This is a genomic window from Comamonas testosteroni, from assembly GCF_000761245.1.
Classification (GTDB): domain Bacteria; phylum Pseudomonadota; class Gammaproteobacteria; order Burkholderiales; family Burkholderiaceae_C; genus Comamonas; species Comamonas testosteroni_C.
Genome location: NZ_AWOR01000063.1, coordinates 1 through 18,914 on the forward strand (window position 1 = coordinate 1; position 18,914 = coordinate 18,914).

General features: G+C 64.5%; 16 protein-coding genes. 14 read left to right on the forward strand and 2 right to left on the reverse strand.

Annotation, left to right across the window (positions count from 1 at the left end; genetic code table 11):
- Positions 1-404: 404 nt before the first annotated feature.
- A complete protein-coding gene (locus P353_RS18180; protein ID WP_182287301.1) occupies positions 405-1,574 on the forward strand; it encodes an MFS transporter in 1,170 nt (389 codons plus the stop codon).
- A gap of 160 nt (positions 1,575-1,734) precedes the next feature.
- On the opposite strand, the gene P353_RS18185 is transcribed toward P353_RS18180, so the two are convergent.
- Positions 1,735-2,640, reverse strand: coding sequence for a LysR family transcriptional regulator (locus P353_RS18185; protein WP_034372596.1), 906 nt, complete (start codon positions 2,638-2,640; stop codon positions 1,735-1,737).
- A 111-nt stretch (positions 2,641-2,751) separates the two neighbouring features.
- Here P353_RS18185 and mdlC point away from each other — a divergent pair, with 111 nt between their 5' ends.
- The 4 genes from mdlC (at position 2,752) to P353_RS18205 (ending at position 7,455) form a co-directional block, all read left to right on the forward strand.
- The gene (mdlC, locus tag P353_RS18190; RefSeq protein ID WP_034372599.1) at positions 2,752-4,368 is read left to right on the forward strand and encodes a benzoylformate decarboxylase; all 1,617 of its coding nucleotides are present in this window, start codon (positions 2,752-2,754) and stop codon (positions 4,366-4,368) included.
- 28 nt (positions 4,369-4,396) lie between these two features.
- A complete protein-coding gene (locus tag P353_RS18195) occupies positions 4,397-5,338 on the forward strand; it encodes a ketopantoate reductase family protein (protein ID WP_034372602.1) in 942 nt (313 codons plus the stop codon).
- Between the two features lie 98 nt (positions 5,339-5,436).
- Positions 5,437-6,408 (forward strand): Bug family tripartite tricarboxylate transporter substrate binding protein, encoded by a 972-nt coding sequence (locus P353_RS18200; RefSeq protein ID WP_034372605.1) that lies wholly within the window; start codon positions 5,437-5,439, stop codon positions 6,406-6,408.
- 30 nt (positions 6,409-6,438) lie between these two features.
- Positions 6,439-7,455, forward strand: coding sequence for a Bug family tripartite tricarboxylate transporter substrate binding protein (locus tag P353_RS18205; protein ID WP_034372608.1), 1,017 nt, complete (start codon positions 6,439-6,441; stop codon positions 7,453-7,455).
- A 164-nt stretch (positions 7,456-7,619) separates the two neighbouring features.
- Here the strand turns inward: P353_RS18205 and P353_RS18210 are convergent, their stop codons facing one another.
- Positions 7,620-8,492, reverse strand: a complete 873-nt coding sequence (locus P353_RS18210; protein ID WP_232776682.1) for a TOBE domain-containing protein — start codon at positions 8,490-8,492, stop codon at positions 7,620-7,622.
- 97 nt (positions 8,493-8,589) lie between these two features.
- On the opposite strand from P353_RS18210, the gene modA reads away from it, so the two are divergent.
- From modA to P353_RS18255, 9 genes are all read left to right on the forward strand, one after another.
- The gene (modA, locus tag P353_RS18215) at positions 8,590-9,384 is read left to right on the forward strand and encodes a molybdate ABC transporter substrate-binding protein (RefSeq protein WP_113707736.1); all 795 of its coding nucleotides are present in this window, start codon (positions 8,590-8,592) and stop codon (positions 9,382-9,384) included.
- 190 nt (positions 9,385-9,574) lie between these two features.
- Entirely contained in the window at positions 9,575-10,255 is a 681-nt protein-coding gene (modB, locus tag P353_RS18220; protein ID WP_034372612.1) for a molybdate ABC transporter permease subunit, read from the forward strand.
- Positions 10,252-11,337: a molybdenum ABC transporter ATP-binding protein gene (gene modC / locus P353_RS18225; RefSeq protein ID WP_034372615.1), complete on the forward strand. Its 1,086-nt coding sequence runs from the start codon at positions 10,252-10,254 to the stop codon at positions 11,335-11,337. The genes modB and modC overlap by 4 nt, the downstream gene beginning before the upstream one ends.
- A 395-nt stretch (positions 11,338-11,732) precedes the next feature.
- Entirely contained in the window at positions 11,733-14,783 is a 3,051-nt protein-coding gene (gene fdnG / locus P353_RS18230; RefSeq protein ID WP_080750607.1) for a formate dehydrogenase-N subunit alpha, read from the forward strand.
- Between the two features lie 11 nt (positions 14,784-14,794).
- A complete protein-coding gene (gene fdxH / locus P353_RS18235; protein WP_034372618.1) occupies positions 14,795-15,700 on the forward strand; it encodes a formate dehydrogenase subunit beta in 906 nt (301 codons plus the stop codon).
- Positions 15,697-16,359 carry a formate dehydrogenase subunit gamma gene (locus P353_RS18240; protein ID WP_034372620.1) on the forward strand — a complete coding sequence of 221 codons (663 nt, stop codon included), beginning with the start codon at positions 15,697-15,699 and terminating at the stop codon, positions 16,357-16,359. The genes fdxH and P353_RS18240 overlap by 4 nt, the downstream gene beginning before the upstream one ends.
- Positions 16,356-17,306: a formate dehydrogenase accessory protein FdhE gene (gene fdhE, locus P353_RS18245; protein WP_034372623.1), complete on the forward strand. Its 951-nt coding sequence runs from the start codon at positions 16,356-16,358 to the stop codon at positions 17,304-17,306. Before P353_RS18240 ends, fdhE begins: the two co-directional genes overlap by 4 nt.
- Before the next feature lie 180 nt (positions 17,307-17,486).
- Positions 17,487-18,350, forward strand: a complete 864-nt coding sequence (gene fdhD, locus P353_RS18250; RefSeq protein WP_034372625.1) for a formate dehydrogenase accessory sulfurtransferase FdhD — start codon at positions 17,487-17,489, stop codon at positions 18,348-18,350.
- Between the two features lie 96 nt (positions 18,351-18,446).
- Positions 18,447-18,851, forward strand: a complete 405-nt coding sequence (locus P353_RS18255; protein ID WP_034372628.1) for a hypothetical protein — start codon at positions 18,447-18,449, stop codon at positions 18,849-18,851.
- Positions 18,852-18,914: the final 63 nt, after the last annotated feature.

Here is an 18,914-nt window from a genome sequence, read left to right on the forward strand (position 1 = left end):
GTCGCAGGTTCGAGTCCCGCTACGACCACCAAATCCAAGCCCCAGTTGCTCACGCAGCTGGGGCTTTTCGCTTTTTACAGAGGCGACATGGCGCCGCACTGCCCTTTCTGCCCCGCAGAAATCAACGCAGTCCGCGCCGCCATGCTCCAGCCGCTCAAACTCCCCTTCAAGGACTTTTTCGTGCCCGTTGCACCTCAAGGATGCTGCACGCACGCTGCGTGCCCGCGCGCTGGTCTTGCGCCCAGCGAGGGCCTGCTTTTTTCTGCAAAAGCCGGCCTGCAGGCACCCAAAGTCCGTCTTCGCTCAAGGACTCTCCCGTGACCACACAAACCACAGGCGCCGTGGCAGGCATAGCCGCGCCCGCCGCTCCAACAGAAGTCAACGGATACAGCTGGAAAGCACTCATGGGCTCGGCCGTCGGCTACGCCATGGACGGTTTTGACCTGCTGATTCTGGGCTTCATGCTCTCGGCCATCTCCAAGGACCTGAACCTCACGCCCGGCCAGGCTGGCTCTCTCGTGACCTGGACCTTGATCGGTGCCGTCTTCGGCGGCATCGTCTTCGGCATGCTCAGCGACAAATACGGCCGCATCCGTGTGCTGACCTGGACGATCGTGCTGTTTGCCGTCTTTACCGGCCTGTGCGCATTTGCACAGGGCTATTGGGACTTGCTGATCTACCGCACCATTGCCGGCATCGGCCTGGGCGGCGAGTTCGGCATCGGCATGGCACTGGCCGCCGAGGCCTGGCCCGCCCGCCATCGCGCACGCGTCTCGTCCTATGTGGCTCTGGGCTGGCAACTGGGCGTGCTGGGCGCAGCCATGCTGACCCCGCTGCTGCTGCCTTCCATCGGCTGGCGCGGCATGTTTCTGGTCGGCGTGATTCCCGCTGTCGTGGCCTGGGTCATCCGCAACAAGCTGCATGAGCCCGAAGTGTTCGTGGCACGCAGCAAGAAGGAGCAGCCCTCGGCCATGCAATGCCTGAAGCTGCTGATGAAGGACAAGGCCACGCGCAAGATCAGCCTGGGCGTGATCGTGCTGACCTCGGTGCAGAACTTCGGCTACTACGGCATCATGATCTGGATGCCCAGCTTTCTGTCCAAGCAGATGGGCTTCAGCCTGACCAAGTCCTCGGTGTGGACGGCCGTCACCATCGTCGGCATGTCGCTGGGTATCTGGGTCTTCGGCCAGCTGGCCGACCGCATCGGCCGCAAGCCCACTTTCCTGATCTTCCAGGTCGGCTCCGTGATCTCGGTGCTGGCCTATTCCCAGCTCACCGATGCCACGGCCATGCTGTGGGTGGGGGCCATCATGGGCCTGTGCGTCAACGGCATGATGGGCGGCTATGGCGCCGTCATCAGCGAAGCCTACCCCACCGAGGCCCGCGCCACGGCACAGAACGTGCTGTTCAACATCGGCCGCGCCGTCGGCGGCCTGGGCCCGGTCGTCATCGGTGCGCTGGCCATGGCCTACTCGTTCCAGGTGGCCATTGCGCTGCTGGCCGCCATCTATGTGCTGGACATGCTGGCTACGGTCTTTCTGATTCCCGAACTCAAGGGCAAGGAGCTTCATTAAAGATAGCTGCCATCGCAGACCCATCAAGCGCCAGAACCTTAAAGCCTGGCGCTTTTTTTTGCCGCTGAGGCATCCCAAGGCAACAAGCCTCCGCTTGGGCGCCCTACGTGGGGGCAGGGGCAGCGGCCACACGAAGCGGGCACGTGTGGGGACGTAGCCCTTATCTGCGTTGCCGGAACACTTCGCTGACCAATTCCCGTAACCACTGGTTCGCAGGCTCCTGCGCAAAGCGCCAGCTCCAGTGCAAAGAGACATCGAAAGCACTCTCTGGCAGATCGGCCTGCAGCACCACATATCCGCCCTGTGCTTCAAACGTCTCGGCAATCTCGGCGGGCATGATGACGGCCAGATCCGTCTGATGCACGATGGAAGGCACGGCCATGAAGTGGGCCGCCGACAGCCGTACCTGATCCTGCAACTCGAGCTTGCGCAGAATGCGCAGCGTCTCGGAATGCGAGCGCACGGCCACATAGTCGAGCCCGCGCAAATGTTCAGCGCTCAGCCTCCCGGTCTTCAAACCCTTGAGCACCGGATGCCCCTGACGCAGCAACAGGGCGTAGTGGTCGGACAGCAGCACCTTCTGCTGCGTGCCCGTCACACCAGGCAGAAAGCCGATGGCGATATCCAGCGAGCCGCGATCCAGCGCATCGGCAATCTCGCCCATGGGCATGGGCAGGGTTTCCAGCTGCACATGGGGCGCCCGGCCTCTCAAGGCCTGCATCAGTGGTGGCAAGAAGCGCGCCTCGCCGATGTCGCTGAGGTGCATGCGAAAGCACTGATTCGCCTGCAAGGGATCAAAACTGTGTGCCTCTGCCAAGGCCACCTCCAGCGTTGCCAGCGCAGTTCTTACCGCCTGAGCCAGCCGCTCGGCACGCGGCGTGGGGCGTACGCCCCCATGCATGCGCTCGAACAGCGGATCGCCCAGCAAATGGCGCAGCCGCGTCACCGCCTGACTGGCTGCGGGCTGGGAAAGACCCAGCTCCTGCGAAGCGCGGCTGACGCTGCCGTGGCGGAACACCGCATCGAAAACACGCAACAGATTGAGATCCAGACCTGATATATCCATTAAACGAATATCTCTTAGATGTTTTATTCAATTGCTGGAAATTATCTCCAAAGGCAGGATTGATGCCAACAGTGCCAAGGCCCAGTGCCAGCCCGATCCAAGGAGAATTTTTTGCCCGCCAACACCGCCCCCAATGCCCAGGCCGCCGAGGTCTTCACCGTACGCCACGCCGTCATCAACATGCTGCGCGAGCTGGGCATGACGCGCATCTTCGGCAACCCGGGCTCCACCGAGCTGCCCCTGTTTCGCGACTATCCCGAGGACTTCTCATACATCCTCGGCCTGCAGGAGACCGTGGTCGTGGGCATGGCAGACGGCTATGCCCAGGCCACGCGCAATGCCAGCTTCGTGAACCTGCACTCGGCCGCCGGCGTGGGCCACGCCATGGCCAATATCTTCACGGCCTTCAAGAACCGCACGCCCATGGTCATCACGGCCGGCCAGCAGACGCGCTCGCTGCTGCAGTTCGACCCCTTCCTGCACTCCAACCAGGCCGCCGAGCTGCCCAAGCCCTATGTGAAGTGGAGCTGCGAGCCCGCACGCGCCGAGGACGTGCCCCAGGCCCTGGCGCGCGCCTACTACATCGCCATGCAGGAGCCGCGCGGCCCGGTCTTCGTCTCCATTCCCGCCGATGACTGGGATGTGCCCTGCGAGCCCATCACGCTGCGCAAAGTCGGCTTCGAAACACGACCCGACCCACGCCTGCTGGACAGCATAGGCCAGGCGCTGGAGAGTGCGCGCGCACCGGCCTTCGTGGTCGGAGCGGCCGTGGACCGCAGCCAGGCCTTCGAGGCCGTCCAGGCCCTGGCCGAACGTCACCAGGCGCGCGTCTATGTGGCACCTATGAGCGGGCGCTGCGGCTTCCCCGAAGACCATGCGCTGTTCGGCGGCTTCCTGCCTGCCATGCGCGAGCGCATCGTGGACCGACTCTCTGGCCATGATGTGGTCTTCGTCATCGGCGCACCTGCCTTCACCTACCACGTCGAAGGCCACGGCCCCTTCATCGCCGAAGGCACGCAGCTGTTCCAGCTCATCGAGGACCCCGCCATCGCCGCCTGGGCGCCCGTGGGCGACGCGGCCGTGGGCAATATCCGCATGGGCGTGCAGGAGCTGCTGGCCCGCCCCCTGACACATCCGCGCCCTGCGCTCCAGCCCCGGCCCGCCATACCGGCGCCAGCGGCACCCGAGCCGGGCGAGCTGATGACCGATGCCTTCCTCATGCACACACTGGCCCAGGTGCGATCGCGCGACAGCATCATCGTCGAGGAAGCGCCTGGCTCGCGCTCCATCATCCAGGCCCATCTGCCCATCTATGCGGCCGAGACCTTCTTCACCATGTGCAGCGGCGGGCTGGGCCACAGCCTGCCTGCTTCCGTAGGCATCGCGCTGGCCAAGCCCGACAAGAAGATCATAGGCGTCATCGGCGACGGCTCGGCCATGTACGCCATCCAGGCACTGTGGAGCGCAGCCCATCTGAAGCTGCCGCTCACCTACATCATTGTCAAGAACCGCCGCTACGCCGCCCTGCAGGATTTCTCCAGGGTGTTCGGCTACCGTGAGGGCGAGAAGGTCGAGGGCACCGACCTGCCCGACATCGACTTCGTGGCCCTGGCAAAGGGCCAGGGCTGCGACGGCGTGCGCGTCACCGAAGCAGCCCAGTTGCCCCAGGTTCTGCAGGACGCCTTGCGCAGCCCGCGCGCCACGCTGGTCGAGGTCGAGGTCGCCTGACCCGGCCCCGCGCCCTCGGAGACAAGACATGCACAACACACAAGAGCCGCAAGCGGCCACCGTCGGCATCCTGGGAGCAGGAGCCATGGGCACCCTGTTCGGCACCCGGCTGGCCCGGGCCGGCATCCCCGTCACGCTGGTGGATGTCAACGCGCAGCTGCTCCAGGCCATACGCGAGCACGGCGTGCACTGCGAGACCGACCAGGGCCCGCTGCACGCCGACGTTCAGGCCCTGCAGGCCCATGAGCTGACGCAGCCGCCCGCGCGCTGGCTGATCTTCACCAAGGCCGCCCACACCCAGGCCGCGCTGCAAAGCATTGCCCACCTGATAGGGCCCGGGACCCTGCTGCTCAGCCTGCAAAACGGCATAGGACATATCGAGACCCTGCACGGATTTGCCGATGCCCAGCAGATCGCCGTGGGTGTGACGACATGGCCGGCCCGGTTGCTGGCTCCCGGAAAAGTGAGTTCGCTGGGCAGCGGCAAGATCCGCTTCATGCCGCGCACCGGACAGGTGGAGGCCGGCTTCCGGGACTTCTGCGACGACCTCAACCGCGCCGGACTGCATTGCGAGATCGATCCCGAGGTCGAGACCGCCATCTGGGAAAAGCTGGCCTTCAATGCTGCCTTCAACGGTCTGTGCGGCATCACGCGCCAGACCGTGGACGGACTGGCCAGCCCCCTGGGCCGCAGCCTGATCCGCGAAGTCCTGGACGAGGTCGTTGCCGTGGCTGCGGCCAACGGCATCGCTGTGGACGCCCTCCGCGTCCAGGCCACGGTGGAGGACGCCCTGAGCCACCATGTGGGACACCAGCCATCGCTGCTGCAGGACCTGCTGGCGGGGCGCCCCACCGAGACCGATTCCATCCACGGTGCGGTGGTTCGCGCGGGCGAGCGGCATGGCATAGCCACGCCCATGACAAGTACTCTGCACCGGCTCATCAGCATGTCACAGCAGCGCACGCCATAGGACCAGGACTGGGCGAAGACGCATCGAAGGCTCGGGAAGACAGCAAAACAAAAAACAGCAGGGACCGGGCCCACGGATTCAACAAAAAAGGAGACAACATGCGCAGAACCTTTCTCAAAGCCGGCGCTGCTTGCGGTGTACAGCTCATGCTGGGTACGGCCCACGCCCAACCGGCGTCCGGCAGGCCCATGGAATGGGTGGTCGGCTTTGCCGCGGGCGGTGGCTCGGATGCTGTGGCTCGCGGCGTAGCCGAGGCCTGGGCCAAGCCCATCCATCGCAGCATCGTGGTGATCAACAAGCCGGGCGCCGGCACCAACATCGCCGCAGAATATGCGGCGCGCTCGCGCGACTATGGCAACCTGGTCTTCACCGCCGACTTCGCCACCCTGGCCGCCAACCCGCATCTGTTCCCCAAGCTGGCCTACAACGCCGAGCAGGACTTCGTTCCCATCAGCCTGCTGGCGCGCTTTCCGCTGCTGCTGGTCGTCAACAACGAATTGCCGGTGCGCAGCTTGCAGGAATTCGCGGCCTGGGCCAGGGCCAACCCCGACAAGCTCAGCTATGGATCTCCCGGGCTGGGCACCCCGCACCACCTGGCCACCGAACTGCTGGCCCAGAAGATGGGCGTGAAGATGACCCACGCACCCTATCGCGGCGCCGGCCCTGCCATGCTGGATGTGATCGGAGGCCAGATTCCCTTCATGCTGGTGGACAGCGCCGCAGGCCTGCCCCACATCAACACGGGCAAGGTCCGCGCCATCGGCGTGGCCAGCGCGCAGCGACTCAAGACTCTGCCTCAGACGCCCACGCTCATCGAGCAGGGCGTGGCCGGCTTCGAGGCCTTCGCCTGGCAGGGACTGGTCGCCCCCAGGGGCACGGATGACGCCACCATACAGATGTGGTCCAGAACGCTGCAGGAAACCCTGAAGACGCCGGCCGTGCAGGCCCGCTTCGAATCACTGGCCCTGGAGCCCCTGCCCAGCACTCCCGAGCAGATGCGCGAGTTCTGGCTCTCCGAGAAGAAGCGCTGGGGTGAGGTCATCAAGACCGCAGGCATCAAGCTGGACTAAGCGATATCAATGACAAGCAGGAAAATGCATATGGAGACTCCCATCACTCAACGCCCCTCTTCACACAAGCCGCTGCGCGCCCTGATCACCAGAGGCTGGGCCAGCCTGGGCATGGCGCTTTGCCTGGCGCCAGCCGCCCAGGCGCAGACATGGCCGGATCGCCCCATCCGCCTGATCGTGAACTTCGCCCCTGGCGGCGCCGCCGATGTGATGGGGCGCGCCATCTCGCCCGCCATGAGCCAGGTGCTGGGCCAGTCCGTGGTGGTGGACAACAAGCCCGGAGCCAACGGCAATATCGGTATCAGCGAAACCGTTCGCTCTGCCAAGGACGGCTATACGCTGCTGCTGAGCAGTGGCGGCGGCATCAGCATCAATCCGCTGATCTACAGCAAGCTGGCGTTCAACCCTGAAAAGGACTTGATCCCCGTGGCGGCCGTGGCACGCGTGCATGTGTTTCTGGAAACCAACCCCAGCCTTCCCGTGAGCAATGTGCAGGACTTCATCAAGCACCTGCAGGCCAATCCGGGCAAGCTGTCCTACGGCTCGCCTGGCCCGGGCAGCTCGCCTCATCTGGCCGGTGAGATGTTCAAGCGCGCGGCCAAGGTCGATGCCAGCCATATTCCCTACAAGGGTGCCGGCCCGGCCTTGACCGATGTGCTCAGCGGCCAGTTGCAATACTGGTTCGATCCGGGCCCGGGCCTCAAGCAGGTCGAGGCCGGCAAGCTCAAGCTGCTGGCCATAGGCAGCCCGCACCGCTCGCCCCTGTACCCCAAGGTACCCACGCTGGCCGAAAGCGGCCTGCCAGGCTTCGATGCCGACACACTGTTCGGCGTCTACGCTCCGGCCGGCACGCCCGCCTCCGTGGTGGATGCCGTGCGCGCCAGCGTGATCAAGGCACTGGAGCAAAAGAATGTGGTCGATGTGATCCAGGGCCTGGGCGCCACGCCCGAGCCGCGCATGAGCCGCCAGGACTTCGTGGACCACCATGCCAAGGAGCGCGCCCGCTTTGCACCGCTGATCAAGGAAATCGGCTTGAAAGTGGATTAAGAAATTTCAGTTCAACGTGGGAGTCCGGTTGCCCGAAAACTCCCTTTTGACCGCCCGTCTGAAAGGACCGGCGGTCTTTTTTTGGCTTGCGCAAGCAAGAATGCTCAACGGGCATGCCTGCCGACAAAACACCAAGCCCGATCTGAATTTGCGCAAGCGGTGTTTCAGTGGGACGCTACCGCCACCACTACCGCAGACTCGGCCACCTCCAGCCAGACATTGTCATTGGCCACCAGAGCGCTCATGGCCGGCGCAAAGCCCACTATCTGAGCACCCCAGCTCAAACGACAGATGGCTTCGTCGCAAGCCTGGCTCTCCTCCGTCACCGTGGCTGCGCCGTAGGTCGCGCGCTGCACCACGGCAGGCCAGATATTGATGGGCTGCGCGGATGCCGCAGGTCGCTCCTGCCCCGGCCAGACCTTGACGGCCGTGGCCTTGCACAACGCCAGCACCTGCACACCGGGTGCCAGACCCAGCAGCTCATAGCTTTCGGGCGTGATGCGCGCAGCAATCGTCCAGTCCGAGCCTGCATCGCTTGCGGCACGCAGCCAGACCCGAATCTGCCCGCCTATGGACTCGACCTTGAGCACGGTGCAAGGCCACTGATTGCGCATGCTGGTCATCAGACCCAGATTGGGCTGCCCGCCACCTGGCGTGCCGGCCTGCATGCGCTGCAGCAACTCGGTACGCAAGCGCATCATGGCCTCGGCCGCATGCAGCAACTCCTCGCCCGCCGGCGTGATCTGTGCACCGCCGCCGCCGGTGCCGCCCACGCTGCGCTCGACCAGGGGCACGCCAGCCAGATTGGTAAGGGTATCGATGGCCTGCCAGGCCGCCTTGTAGCTCACGCCCACGTCACGTGCGGCCTGAGAGATGGAGCCACTTTGCGCAATGCCGCGCAGGATGGCAATGCGACGGTCTGCCATGTCATAGCCCAGAGCCTGAGAAACCGAGCCGGACGATAGTGCGCCACCCGGCACGAGCTCGTCGCCGGCCATATCCAATTGTTCTTGTTCGAAATTTTCTGTGTCTGACATAGACCGCCATCATGCCCTGACAGCCAATTTCCTCGCTCGACCTCAGTTGTTCATTCACGTTACACTCGCTATTCCATTAATGAATAGCGAAATTTCAATGACTCAGATCACTGCCCGCTCCACCGGTTTTTCCTTTCAACTGGCTCGCTCTGCGGCCGTGATCGGCACAGTCGTGCTGGGCCTGTGGTCTGCGCAGGCGCAGGCCGCTGAAGTGGCGGTCGCCGTGGCAGCCAACTTCACCGCTCCCATGAAGAAGATTGCGGCCGAGTTCGAAAAGGATACAGGCCACAAGGCCGAGCTGTCGTTTGGCGCCACCGGCAAGTTCTACGCCCAGATCAACAATGGTGCGCCCTTCGGCATTTTGCTGGCCGCCGATGACACCACACCCGAAAAATTGGCCAAGGAAGGCAAGGGCGTGACCGATTCACGCTTTACCTACGCCATCGGCACGCTGGTGCTGTGGAGCCCCAAGGCCGGTTATGTCGACGAAAAGGGCGAGGTGCTCAAGACCGGCGACTACAAGCACATCGCCATCGCCAACCCCAAGCTGGCACCCTATGGCACGGCAGCCATGGAAGTCTTGAACAAGCTGGGCCTGAGCGCTCAGGTGCAGCCCAAGGTGGTGATGGGCGAGAACATCGCCCAGACCTACCAGTTCGCCGCCACCGGCAATGCGCAGCTGGGTTTTGTGGCGCTGTCCCAGGTCATGGAGAACGGCAAGATCCGCGAGGGTTCGGCCTGGCAAGTGCCCGGCAATATGCATGAACCCATCCGCCAGGATGCCATTGTGCTCAATAGCGCCAAGGACAACGAGGCCGCTGCGGCTTTGATGAAGTACCTGCGCAGCCCCAAGGCGCACGACATCATCCGCTCCTACGGCTATAGCTTCTGACGCTAATCCACAAGCGCTAGAGCCAATTCAACGCTAACTGCTCCGCTCTACCCTTGGCGCTGCTCGGCTAAGCTGGGCGCTCCAAGGGTCTTTTTCTGACGACTTGTGCAAATTCGGATCGGACATGGTGCTTTGCCGATAGAAATGTCCGTTGTGCATACTTGTTTGCGCAAGTCCTGCTTTTGATTCCATGCAACTGAATGCCGAAGACTACGCAGCCATCTGGCTCACGCTCAAGCTCGCGGGCGTGACTACCGTGCTGCTCATGCTGTTGTGCACACCGCTGGCCTGGTGGCTGGCCCAGACCCGTTCGCGCTGGCGCGGCCCGATCGGTGCCGTGGTGGCACTGCCGCTGGTGCTGCCGCCCACCGTCATCGGCTTTTATCTGCTGGTCACCATGGGCCCCAACGGGCCCGTAGGCAAGCTCACGCAGGCCATGGGCCTGGGAAATCTGCCATTCACCTTTGCCGGTCTGGTGGTGGGCTCGCTGATCTACTCCATGCCATTCACCGTGCAGCCGCTGCAGCGCGCGTTTGAAGCCCTGGGCCCGCGCCCCATGGAGGCTGCGGCCAGCCTGGGCGCCAGTCCGCTGGACCGCTTTCTGACCGTGGCCCTGCCGCTGGCGCGGCCCGGATTCATCACTGCCGCCGTGCTGACCTTTGCCCACACCGTGGGCGAATTCGGCGTGGTGCTGATGCTGGGCGGCAATATCCCCGGCGTCACGCGCGTGGTCTCGGTACAGATCTACGACCATGTGGAAGCCATGGAGTACGGCCACGCCCATATGCTGGCGGCCGGCATGGTGGTGTTTTCCTTCATCGTGCTGCTGGCTTTGAACTGGCTGCAACCCAAAGCGGAGCGCCGCGCATGACAGCCACCAGTTTCATCACCGCACAGCTCAGGCTGAGCCGGCCGGACTTTGAGCTCGATGTGGATCTGCAACTACCCGGCCAGGGGGTCACGGCCCTGTTCGGGCCTTCGGGCTGCGGCAAGACCAGCTGTCTGCGCAGCCTCGCCGGGCTTGAGCGGGCGCAAGGCCGCGTCACCGTCAACCAGACCGTATGGCAGGACGACGCCGGCCGGCAATGGCTGCCCACGCACCAGCGCGCGCTCGGCTACGTGTTTCAGGAGGCCAGCCTGTTTCCTCATCTGTCGGTGCAGCGCAATATCGATTACGGACTCAGGCGCACGCCGCTGGAACGCCGCAAGGTCTCCAAGGAGCGGGCCGTGGAGCTGCTGGGCATCGCCCATCTGATGGATCGCATGCCCGCCACGCTGTCGGGCGGCGAGCGCCAGCGCGTGGCGATTGCACGGGCTCTGGCCACCAGCCCCGAAGTGCTGCTCATGGATGAGCCCCTGGCCGCACTCGACGCCCAGCGCAAGGCCGAAGTCCTGCCCTATCTGGAGCAGCTGCAGCGGCATCTGCGGATTCCAGTGATCTATGTCAGCCACTCCATGGACGAGGTCGCGCGCCTGGCCCAGCACATGGTGTTGCTTGGTGCAGGCAAGGTGCTGGCGCAGGGCTCCGTCACCGAACTGCTATCCAGCCTCGATCTGCCGCTGGCACATGGCGACGTGGCCTCCAGCGTGGTGCATGCCACGGTGCATGACCATGACGCCGCCGATCATCTGAGCACACTGATCTTTGACGGAGGCCGGCTGCAACTCGTCATGGCCCGCCCGCGCGAGCCCGGCAGCACGGTGCCGCTGCGCGTGCAGGCTCGCGATGTCAGCCTGAGTCTGCTCAGGCCCGAGGGCAGCAGCATTCTCAACATCCTGCCGGTGCAGGTGCTGGAGCTGCGCGAGGACGGACCGGGCCAGGTGATGGTCTCGCTGCAGGCAGGCGGCTCCCGGCTGCTGGCCAGAATCACCCAGCACTCGTCCCGGGCCTTGCAGCTGCAGCCCGGCATGCCGGTGTTTGCCCAGATCAAGGGCATGGCGCTGCTGGACTAAGTGCCGGCCCAAATGCTTGATTTGCATCAAGAATTTTTCATCACATACCCGAGGCCTACGCTAGCCTTTGCTGGACAAACATTCGCTTACTGAATAGATTCGCCATCCTTTGACTTTTATCTAAGAGTCAAATGACAAAAAGCTTGAGGGCTTTTGTCACGTTTCCTCGCTTTGCGAGCCTGGCTATGCCAGCCGGCTCAATTGCTTGCCATTGGCATCCCTCAACATTCGACGTGGCCCGTGAGGTCCGGCAATGCGTGAGCAATCGTCAAGGTCGAGGCCACGAGTCCGGGCTGTTCCCCCGGCTCACGGGTGGCTGCATCTGCGCATGCAGCCACCTGCAAACCTAACGCCCTCCATGGTCATGGGAGCGCGGTTGAAGAAAACAACACATGATGAATCACGGCAGAAGACGTTTCTTCAAGCTGTGCGGTGCCGGTGTCGCCGGCGCCACTGCTGCATCCCTGGGCTTTGCCCCCTCCGTGGCCATGGCCACATTGCCCCGCCAGTACAAGCTGCTGCGCGCCAAGGAAACCCGCAACAACTGTACCTACTGCTCGGTGGGCTGCGGCATGCTGATGTACAGCCTGGGTGACGGCGCCAAGAACGCCAAGTCCCGGATCTTCCACATCGAGGGCGACCCCGACCACCCCGTCAGCCGCGGCTCGCTGTGCCCCAAGGGGGCCGGTGCCCTGGACTACATCCATTCGGAGCAGCGCCTGAAATACCCCGAGGTGCGTGAAGCCGGCAGCAACGAGTGGAAGCGCATCAGCTGGGACGAAGCCAACGAACGCATCGCGCGCCTGCTCAAGGACGATCGCGACGCCAACTTCATCGAAATGAACGACAAGGGCCAGCGCGTCAACCGCTGGCTCAGCACCGGCATGCTGGCCTCGTCGGCCGCCTCCAACGAAACCGGCATCCTGGACTTCCGCTTCGGCCGCGCGCTGGGCATGGTGGGCTTCGACTGCCAGGCCCGCCTGTGCCACGGCCCCACGGTGTCGGCCCTGGCGCCCTCTTTCGGTCGCGGCGCGATGACCAACCACTGGGTGGACATCAAGAACGCCAATGTGATCCTGGTCATGGGCGGCAACCCTGCCGAAGCCCACCCCGTGGGCTTCAAGTGGGCCATCGAAGCCAAGATCCACAACAAGGCTCACCTCATGGTGGTGGACCCGCGCTTCAACCGCACGGCCTCGGTGGCCGACTTCTACGCCCCCATCCGTGCAGGCTCGGACGCCGCCTTTCTCATGGGCGTGGTCAACTACCTGCTGCAGCACGACAAGATCCAGCACGAATACGTCAAGGCCTATACCAATGCCAGCCTGATCGTGCGCGAGGACTATGGCTTCGACGAAGGTCTGTTCAGCGGCTATGACGCCGACAAAAAGGCCTACGACAAATCCAGCTGGACCTATGAGCGCAATGCCGAAGGCCATGCCCTCACCGACGAGAGCCTGCAGCACCCGCGCTGCGTGCTGAACCTGCTGAAAAAGCATGTGGAGCGCTACACGCCCGAGATGGTGCAGACCATCACCGGCACCCAGGTCGCTGACTTTTTGCATGTCTGCGAGCAACTGGCCAGCACCTCGGTGCCGGACCGCACGGCCACCTTCCTCTATGCCCTGGGCTGGACCCACCACACGGCCGGCGCACAAATCATCCGCGGCGCAGCCATGATCCAGCTGCTGCTGGGCAATATCGGCATGGCCGGGGGCGGTGTCAACGCGCTGCGCGGCCACTCCAACATCCAGGGCTATACCGACCTGGGCCTGCTCTCGACGCGCCTGCCCGGCTACCTGAACCTGCCCGAGGACAGGCAGCAGACCATAGAGCAGTACCTGGCGGACGCCACGCCCAAGGCCGACCTGCCCGGCCAGGTCAACTACTGGAAGAACACGCCCAAATTCTTCGTCAGCCTGATGAAGGACCTGTACGGCGAGCACGCCACGCGCGAGAACAGCTGGGGCTACGACTGGCTGCCCAAGTGGGACCGCAGCTATGACATGCTGGCCTATTTCGACCTGATGTATCGCGGCAAGGTCAACGGCTATATCGCACAGGGCTTCAACCCCGTGGCCGCCATGCCCGACTCGGGCAAGATCCGCGACGCCCTGTCCAGGCTGAAGTTTCTGGTCATCATCGATCCGCTGCAGACCGAGACCTCCACCTTCTGGAAGAACCACGGCGAGTTCAACGACGTGGACCCCGCAAAGATCCAGACCACGGTGTTCCGCCTGCCCTCTTCCTGCTTTGCCGAGGAGAACGGCGCCATCGTCAACTCGGGCCGCTGGCTGCAATGGCACTGGGCCGCGCAGGAGCCGCCCTTCGAGGCGCGCCACGACGGCCGCATCCTGGGCGGCATCTTCATGAAGCTGCGCGAGCTGTACGCCAAGGAAGGCGGCACCTGCCCCGAGCCCTTGATGAATATGCGCTGGGACTACCACGACCCCCACGACCCCCATCCCGAGGAAGTGGCCAAGGAAGCCAACGGCTACGCACTGGCCGATCTGTTCGACGACAGCGGCAAGCTGATCGCCAAAAAGGGCGAGCTGCTCTCCGACTTCGGCATGCTGCGCGACGACGGCACGACCTCCAGCTACTGCTGGATCTTTGCCGGCTCGTGGACCGAGGCCGGCAACCAGATGGCCCGCCGCGACAACACCGACACCGGCCTGGGCAACACGCCGGGCTGGGCCTGGGCCTGGCCGGCCAACCGGCGCCTGCTGTACAACCGCGCCTCGGCCGATCCGGCCGGCAGGCCCTGGGATCCCAAGCGCCAGATCCTGCACTGGGACGGCCGCAAATGGGGCGGCTCCGACGTGCCCGACTATCCGCTGGGCGCCGCGCCGAACAGCGGCGTGAGCCCCTTCATCATGCAACCCGAAGGCCTGGGACGCCTGTTCTCGGCCAAGGGCATGAACGACGGTCCCTTCCCCGAGCACTACGAGCCCACCGAAAGCCCGATTGCGGCCAACCCGCTGCACCCCAAGGTCAGCAAGAGCCCCGTGGCGCGCGTGTTCGCCGACGACGCGGCGCGCATGGGATCGCGCGAGCAGTTCCCCTATGTGGCCACGACCTACTCCATCACCGAGATGTTCCGCCACTGGACCAAGCACTCGCGCCTGAACGCCATCGTGCAGCCCGAGCAGTTCATCGAGCTGTCGGAAAAGCTGGCTGACAAGAAAGGCATCAAGGCCGGCGACATGATCCGGGTCTCCAGCAAGCGCGGCCACATCAAGGGCAAGGCCGTGGTGACCAAGCGCGTGATGACGCTGCAGGTCGATGGCCAGGAGATCGAGCAGATCGGCATCCCCTGCCACTGGGGCTACGAAGGCACGACGCGCAAGGGCTATCTGGCCAATACGCTGAGCCCCGGCATCGGCGATGCCAATGCCCAGACCCCAGAGTTCAAGGCCTTTTTGGTCAACATCGAAAAGGCATAAGGCGAGCACCCATGACCATGCAATCCCAAGATATCGTGCGGCGCTCGGCCACCAACGAGCTCACGCCTGCCGCCCGTGCACGCGACCACAAGGCCGAGGTCGCCAAGCTCATCGACGTCAGCATCTGCATTGGCTGCAAGGCCTGCCAGGTGGCCTGCAGCGAATGGAACGATCTGCGCGACGATGTGGGCGAGAACTTCGGCGTCTACGACAACCCGCGCGATCTCTCGCCCGAGAGCTGGACGCTGATGCGCTTTGACGAGTATGTCAACGAGCAGGGCAAGCTGGAGTGGCTGATCCGCAAGGACGGCTGCATGCACTGCGAAGACCCCGGCTGCCTGAAGGCCTGCCCCCAGCCCGGCGCCATCGTGCAGTACGCCAACGGCATCGTGGACTTCCAGTCCGAGCAATGCATTGGCTGCGGCTACTGCGTGGCCGGCTGCCCCTTCAACATCCCGCGCATCAGCAAGAAGGACAACAAGGCCTACAAGTGCACGCTGTGCTCGGACCGCGTTGCCGTGGGCCAGGAGCCGGCCTGCGTCAAGACCTGCCCCACGGGCGCCATCGCGTTCGGCAGCAAGGACGACATGCTGATCAAGGCCGAAGGCCGCGTGCAGGAAATGAAGACCCGCGGCTTTGACCAGGCCGGCATCTACGACCCGCAAGGCGTGGGCGGCACCCATGTGATGTATGTGCTGCACCATGCCGACCAGCCCGAGCTCTATCACAAGCTGCCCAAGGATCCCAAGATCAGCGCCGTGGTCCAGGGCTGGAAGGGCTGGTTCAAGCCGCTGGCCGCGCTGGGCTTCGTGGCCACGCTGGCCGGTGCCGCGGCCCACTACATGGCCGCCGGCCCCAACGAGATCGACGAAGACGATGCGGGCGAGGACCGCGCCAAGAAAGGAGAAACGGCATGAACAAAGACCGCATGATCTTGCGTACCCCGCTGCCCGATCGCCTCTGCCACTGGGCCATGGTGGTGTGTTTCTTTCTGGTCGCCATGTCGGGCCTGTCCTGGGTCTTTCCCAGCCTGAACTGGCTCAACAGCGTCTTCGGCACGCCGCAGCTGGCGCGGCTGCTGCACCCCTTCTTCGGCATCGTGGTGTTTGTGGCCCTGGTCTATCTGTTCGTTCGCTTTGTGAAATACAACCTGTTCGTCAAGGAAGACCGCATCTGGGTGGAGAACGTGAAGTCAGTGGTCGCGGGAGACCACAGCCGGCGGCTGCGCATCGGCAAGTACAACGCCGGCCAGAAGCTGCTGTTCTGGGGCATCATGAGCCTGATCTGCGTGCTGCTGCTCACGGGCCTGGTGATCTGGCGCGCCTACTTCGCTCACCTGTTCCCGATCCCCGTGCTGCGTGTCGCGCTGGCTCTGCACGCTCTGGCGGGCGTGGGCCTGATCTTGCTGATCGTTGGCCATATCTATCTGGCCTTCTGGGTCAAGGGCTCGATCCGCGGCATGGTCACCGGCTATGTCAGCCATGCCTGGGCCCGCGCCCATCACGACCGCTGGCATGAGGAGATCAGCGCCAAACCTGCGGCAGCAGGCAAAGCCAAGACAGGGAGAACACGATGAGCATCCATCTGGTTCCTGAATCCGAACGCTCGCCGGGTGTGGGTCATATCGCTGCCGTGCAGCTGCCCGCCGCCAAGCTGCCCTATGCCCGTCGCGCCAGCCGCCTGCAGCACCTGGCCCAGGGCCATGCAATGGCCGAGTATCTGCTGTGGGCCGCCGAGCTGGCCGGTGCCCAGCAGGCCACGGCCGAGGCCCTGCCCTTGCCCGAGCAAGAAGCCGCCGCCCTGGGCGCGGCCCTGCAAGAGCGCACGCAAGCGCCTTTGCATTCGGCCCTGTGGCCGCGCTCGGCGCACTGGCTGGCCCTGATCGATGAATTGCTGAAGCGGATGGCGCAGCAACCCCGCATGCAGACTGCCGCCATCGGCCAGGCATTGGCGCGCTTGCAGCAGGCCGATGCAACCCAGCGCGAAGCCTGGGCCGACGCCCTGCTGACGGCGCTGCGCAGCGAAGCACTGAGCGACGATGCGGTCCTCCCCGAAGCGGGCGTGGCCCAGCTGCTTTGGAGCGCGCTGTCGCTGTACTGGCGCCAGCTGGCCAGCCAGTTGCCCGCTGCCGGCCGGGCCGAGCCGGGCGAGCAGCGCCATCTCTGCCCCGTCTGCGGCCATGTGCCCACCGCCAGCCTGGTGCTCGGCGGCGCCCAGGCCGGTGTGCGTTATCTGCAGTGCAGTCTGTGCGAATGCCAGTGGCATGTGGTGCGCAGCAAATGCAGCAACTGCGACAGCACGCATGCACTGGACTACTGGTGCCTGGAAGACGAAAAAGCGCCCATCAAGGCCGAGAGCTGCAACGAGTGCCAGACCTATCTCAAGGCCTTCTACCAGCAGGCGGACCACCAGCTGGAGCTGGTGGCCGACGACCTGGCCAGTCTGGCACTGGATGCCGAGATGGAGGACAAAGAGCTTGCGCGCAGCGGCATCAATCCACTGATGCTGCCATTGCTGGCCTAGGGTGCGAAATCGTCAGGCGCAAGCAGCAGCAGCAGCGGCAGTAGCAGCGGCTACCCACTCGATGGACCGCTGTGCTGCGCCTGCCGCCTGATGCCTTCGCCAGATCCCTTCCGGCCCGAGTCAGCGCAGCGCATTCGACCCTTGCCGGCAAGGGATGCGCCTGCTGACTATCATCAGCCCATGACCGAGTCCGCCTGTCCCATCCCTGCCCAGCCGATAGCGCCGCTGCACACCCATGCCGTGAGTTTCTTCAACGCCGGGCAGCAGGAGCGGCAGGAGCGCGTGCTGGCAGCCGAGGTGCCGATCGCGCTGGTCTTCAACGGCATCTCGCATGCGGTGATGATGGGCTCGCCCACCGATGTAGAAGACTTTGCACTGGGCTTTGCGCTGACCGAGGGCATCATCGACAGCGCCGCTGACTGCTACGGCATCGAAGCCCGCCCCGTGTCTGCCGCGGCGGCCGGCCTGCCCGAAGGCATGGACGGCATGGAAGTGCAGCTCGACATCGCCTCGCGCTGCTTTGCCCGCCTCAAGGACAGGCGCCGCAGCATGACGGGCCGCACGGGTTGCGGTGTCTGCGGAGTCGAGAGCTTTGCGGCGCTTGACCTGTCGTTTGACGCCCTGGCGCCCCAGGACTGGCTGGAGCAGGTCGACGCAGCCACCGTGCTCAAGGCGATTGACGCCCTGCCGCCACACCAGATTCTCAATGCCGAGGCCGGCGCCATCCATGCCGCAGGCTGGGCCACTTTGGCGGGCGACATCACGGATGTGCTCGAAGACGTGGGCCGCCACAATGCGCTGGACAAGCTGGTCGGCCGGCTGGCGCGCACGGGCCGCCTCGGCGAGCCCGGCTTTGTACTGCTGTCCAGCCGCGGCAGCCATGAACTGGTGCGCAAATGCGCCAAGGTCGGCATCGCGGCGCTGGCCACGATCTCCGCGCCCACCTCCATGGGCGTGCGCATGGCTGAGCTGACGGGCCTGCGCTTCTGGGGGCTGTGCCGTCCGCCCCGGGCGGTGCTCTATGCCGCGGGCGGCAAAGCCTGAGCAAGCCCTGCTGCCAAGCGCCAGCCTCTAGAATCACGGCATTGCGGCCATGACTAAAGCTCTGACCGCCCCACGATCAGCCCCTGGATATACACCATGAACCGCTGCACCACCGACCTCATCAGCCGCCGCTTCGTGGCCTGCGCCTTGCTGGCTGCTGCCGCCAGCGCCGGTCTGCCGGCCCAGGCCCAGGGCCTGCCCTCGGACGACACGCGCAACTTTCCGCCGACAGCCCAGTTCGGCGAACTGACAGTCACCAATTTCCCCGAAGTGGCCATCAACGGCACGGCCATTCGCACCACGCCCGGCTTTCGCCTGTTCAGCCGCGAGCGCAGCCTGGTCTTTGCCAGCAACTATGCAGGCCAGAAGCTGCTGGTGGGCTATGTGATCGAGCCGCAGACCCAGGGCCTGCACACGGCCTGGATTCTGACCCCTGCCGAAATCGAGAAATACAAGCCGATCCAGCCGCGCACCCTGCTGCAGCGCGTTTTCGGCAGCTGAGTCCGGCCCACGCCGACCGCTATTGATTAAAGAGCTGCTTGCGCTTTTTCTGCAAGCTTTTCA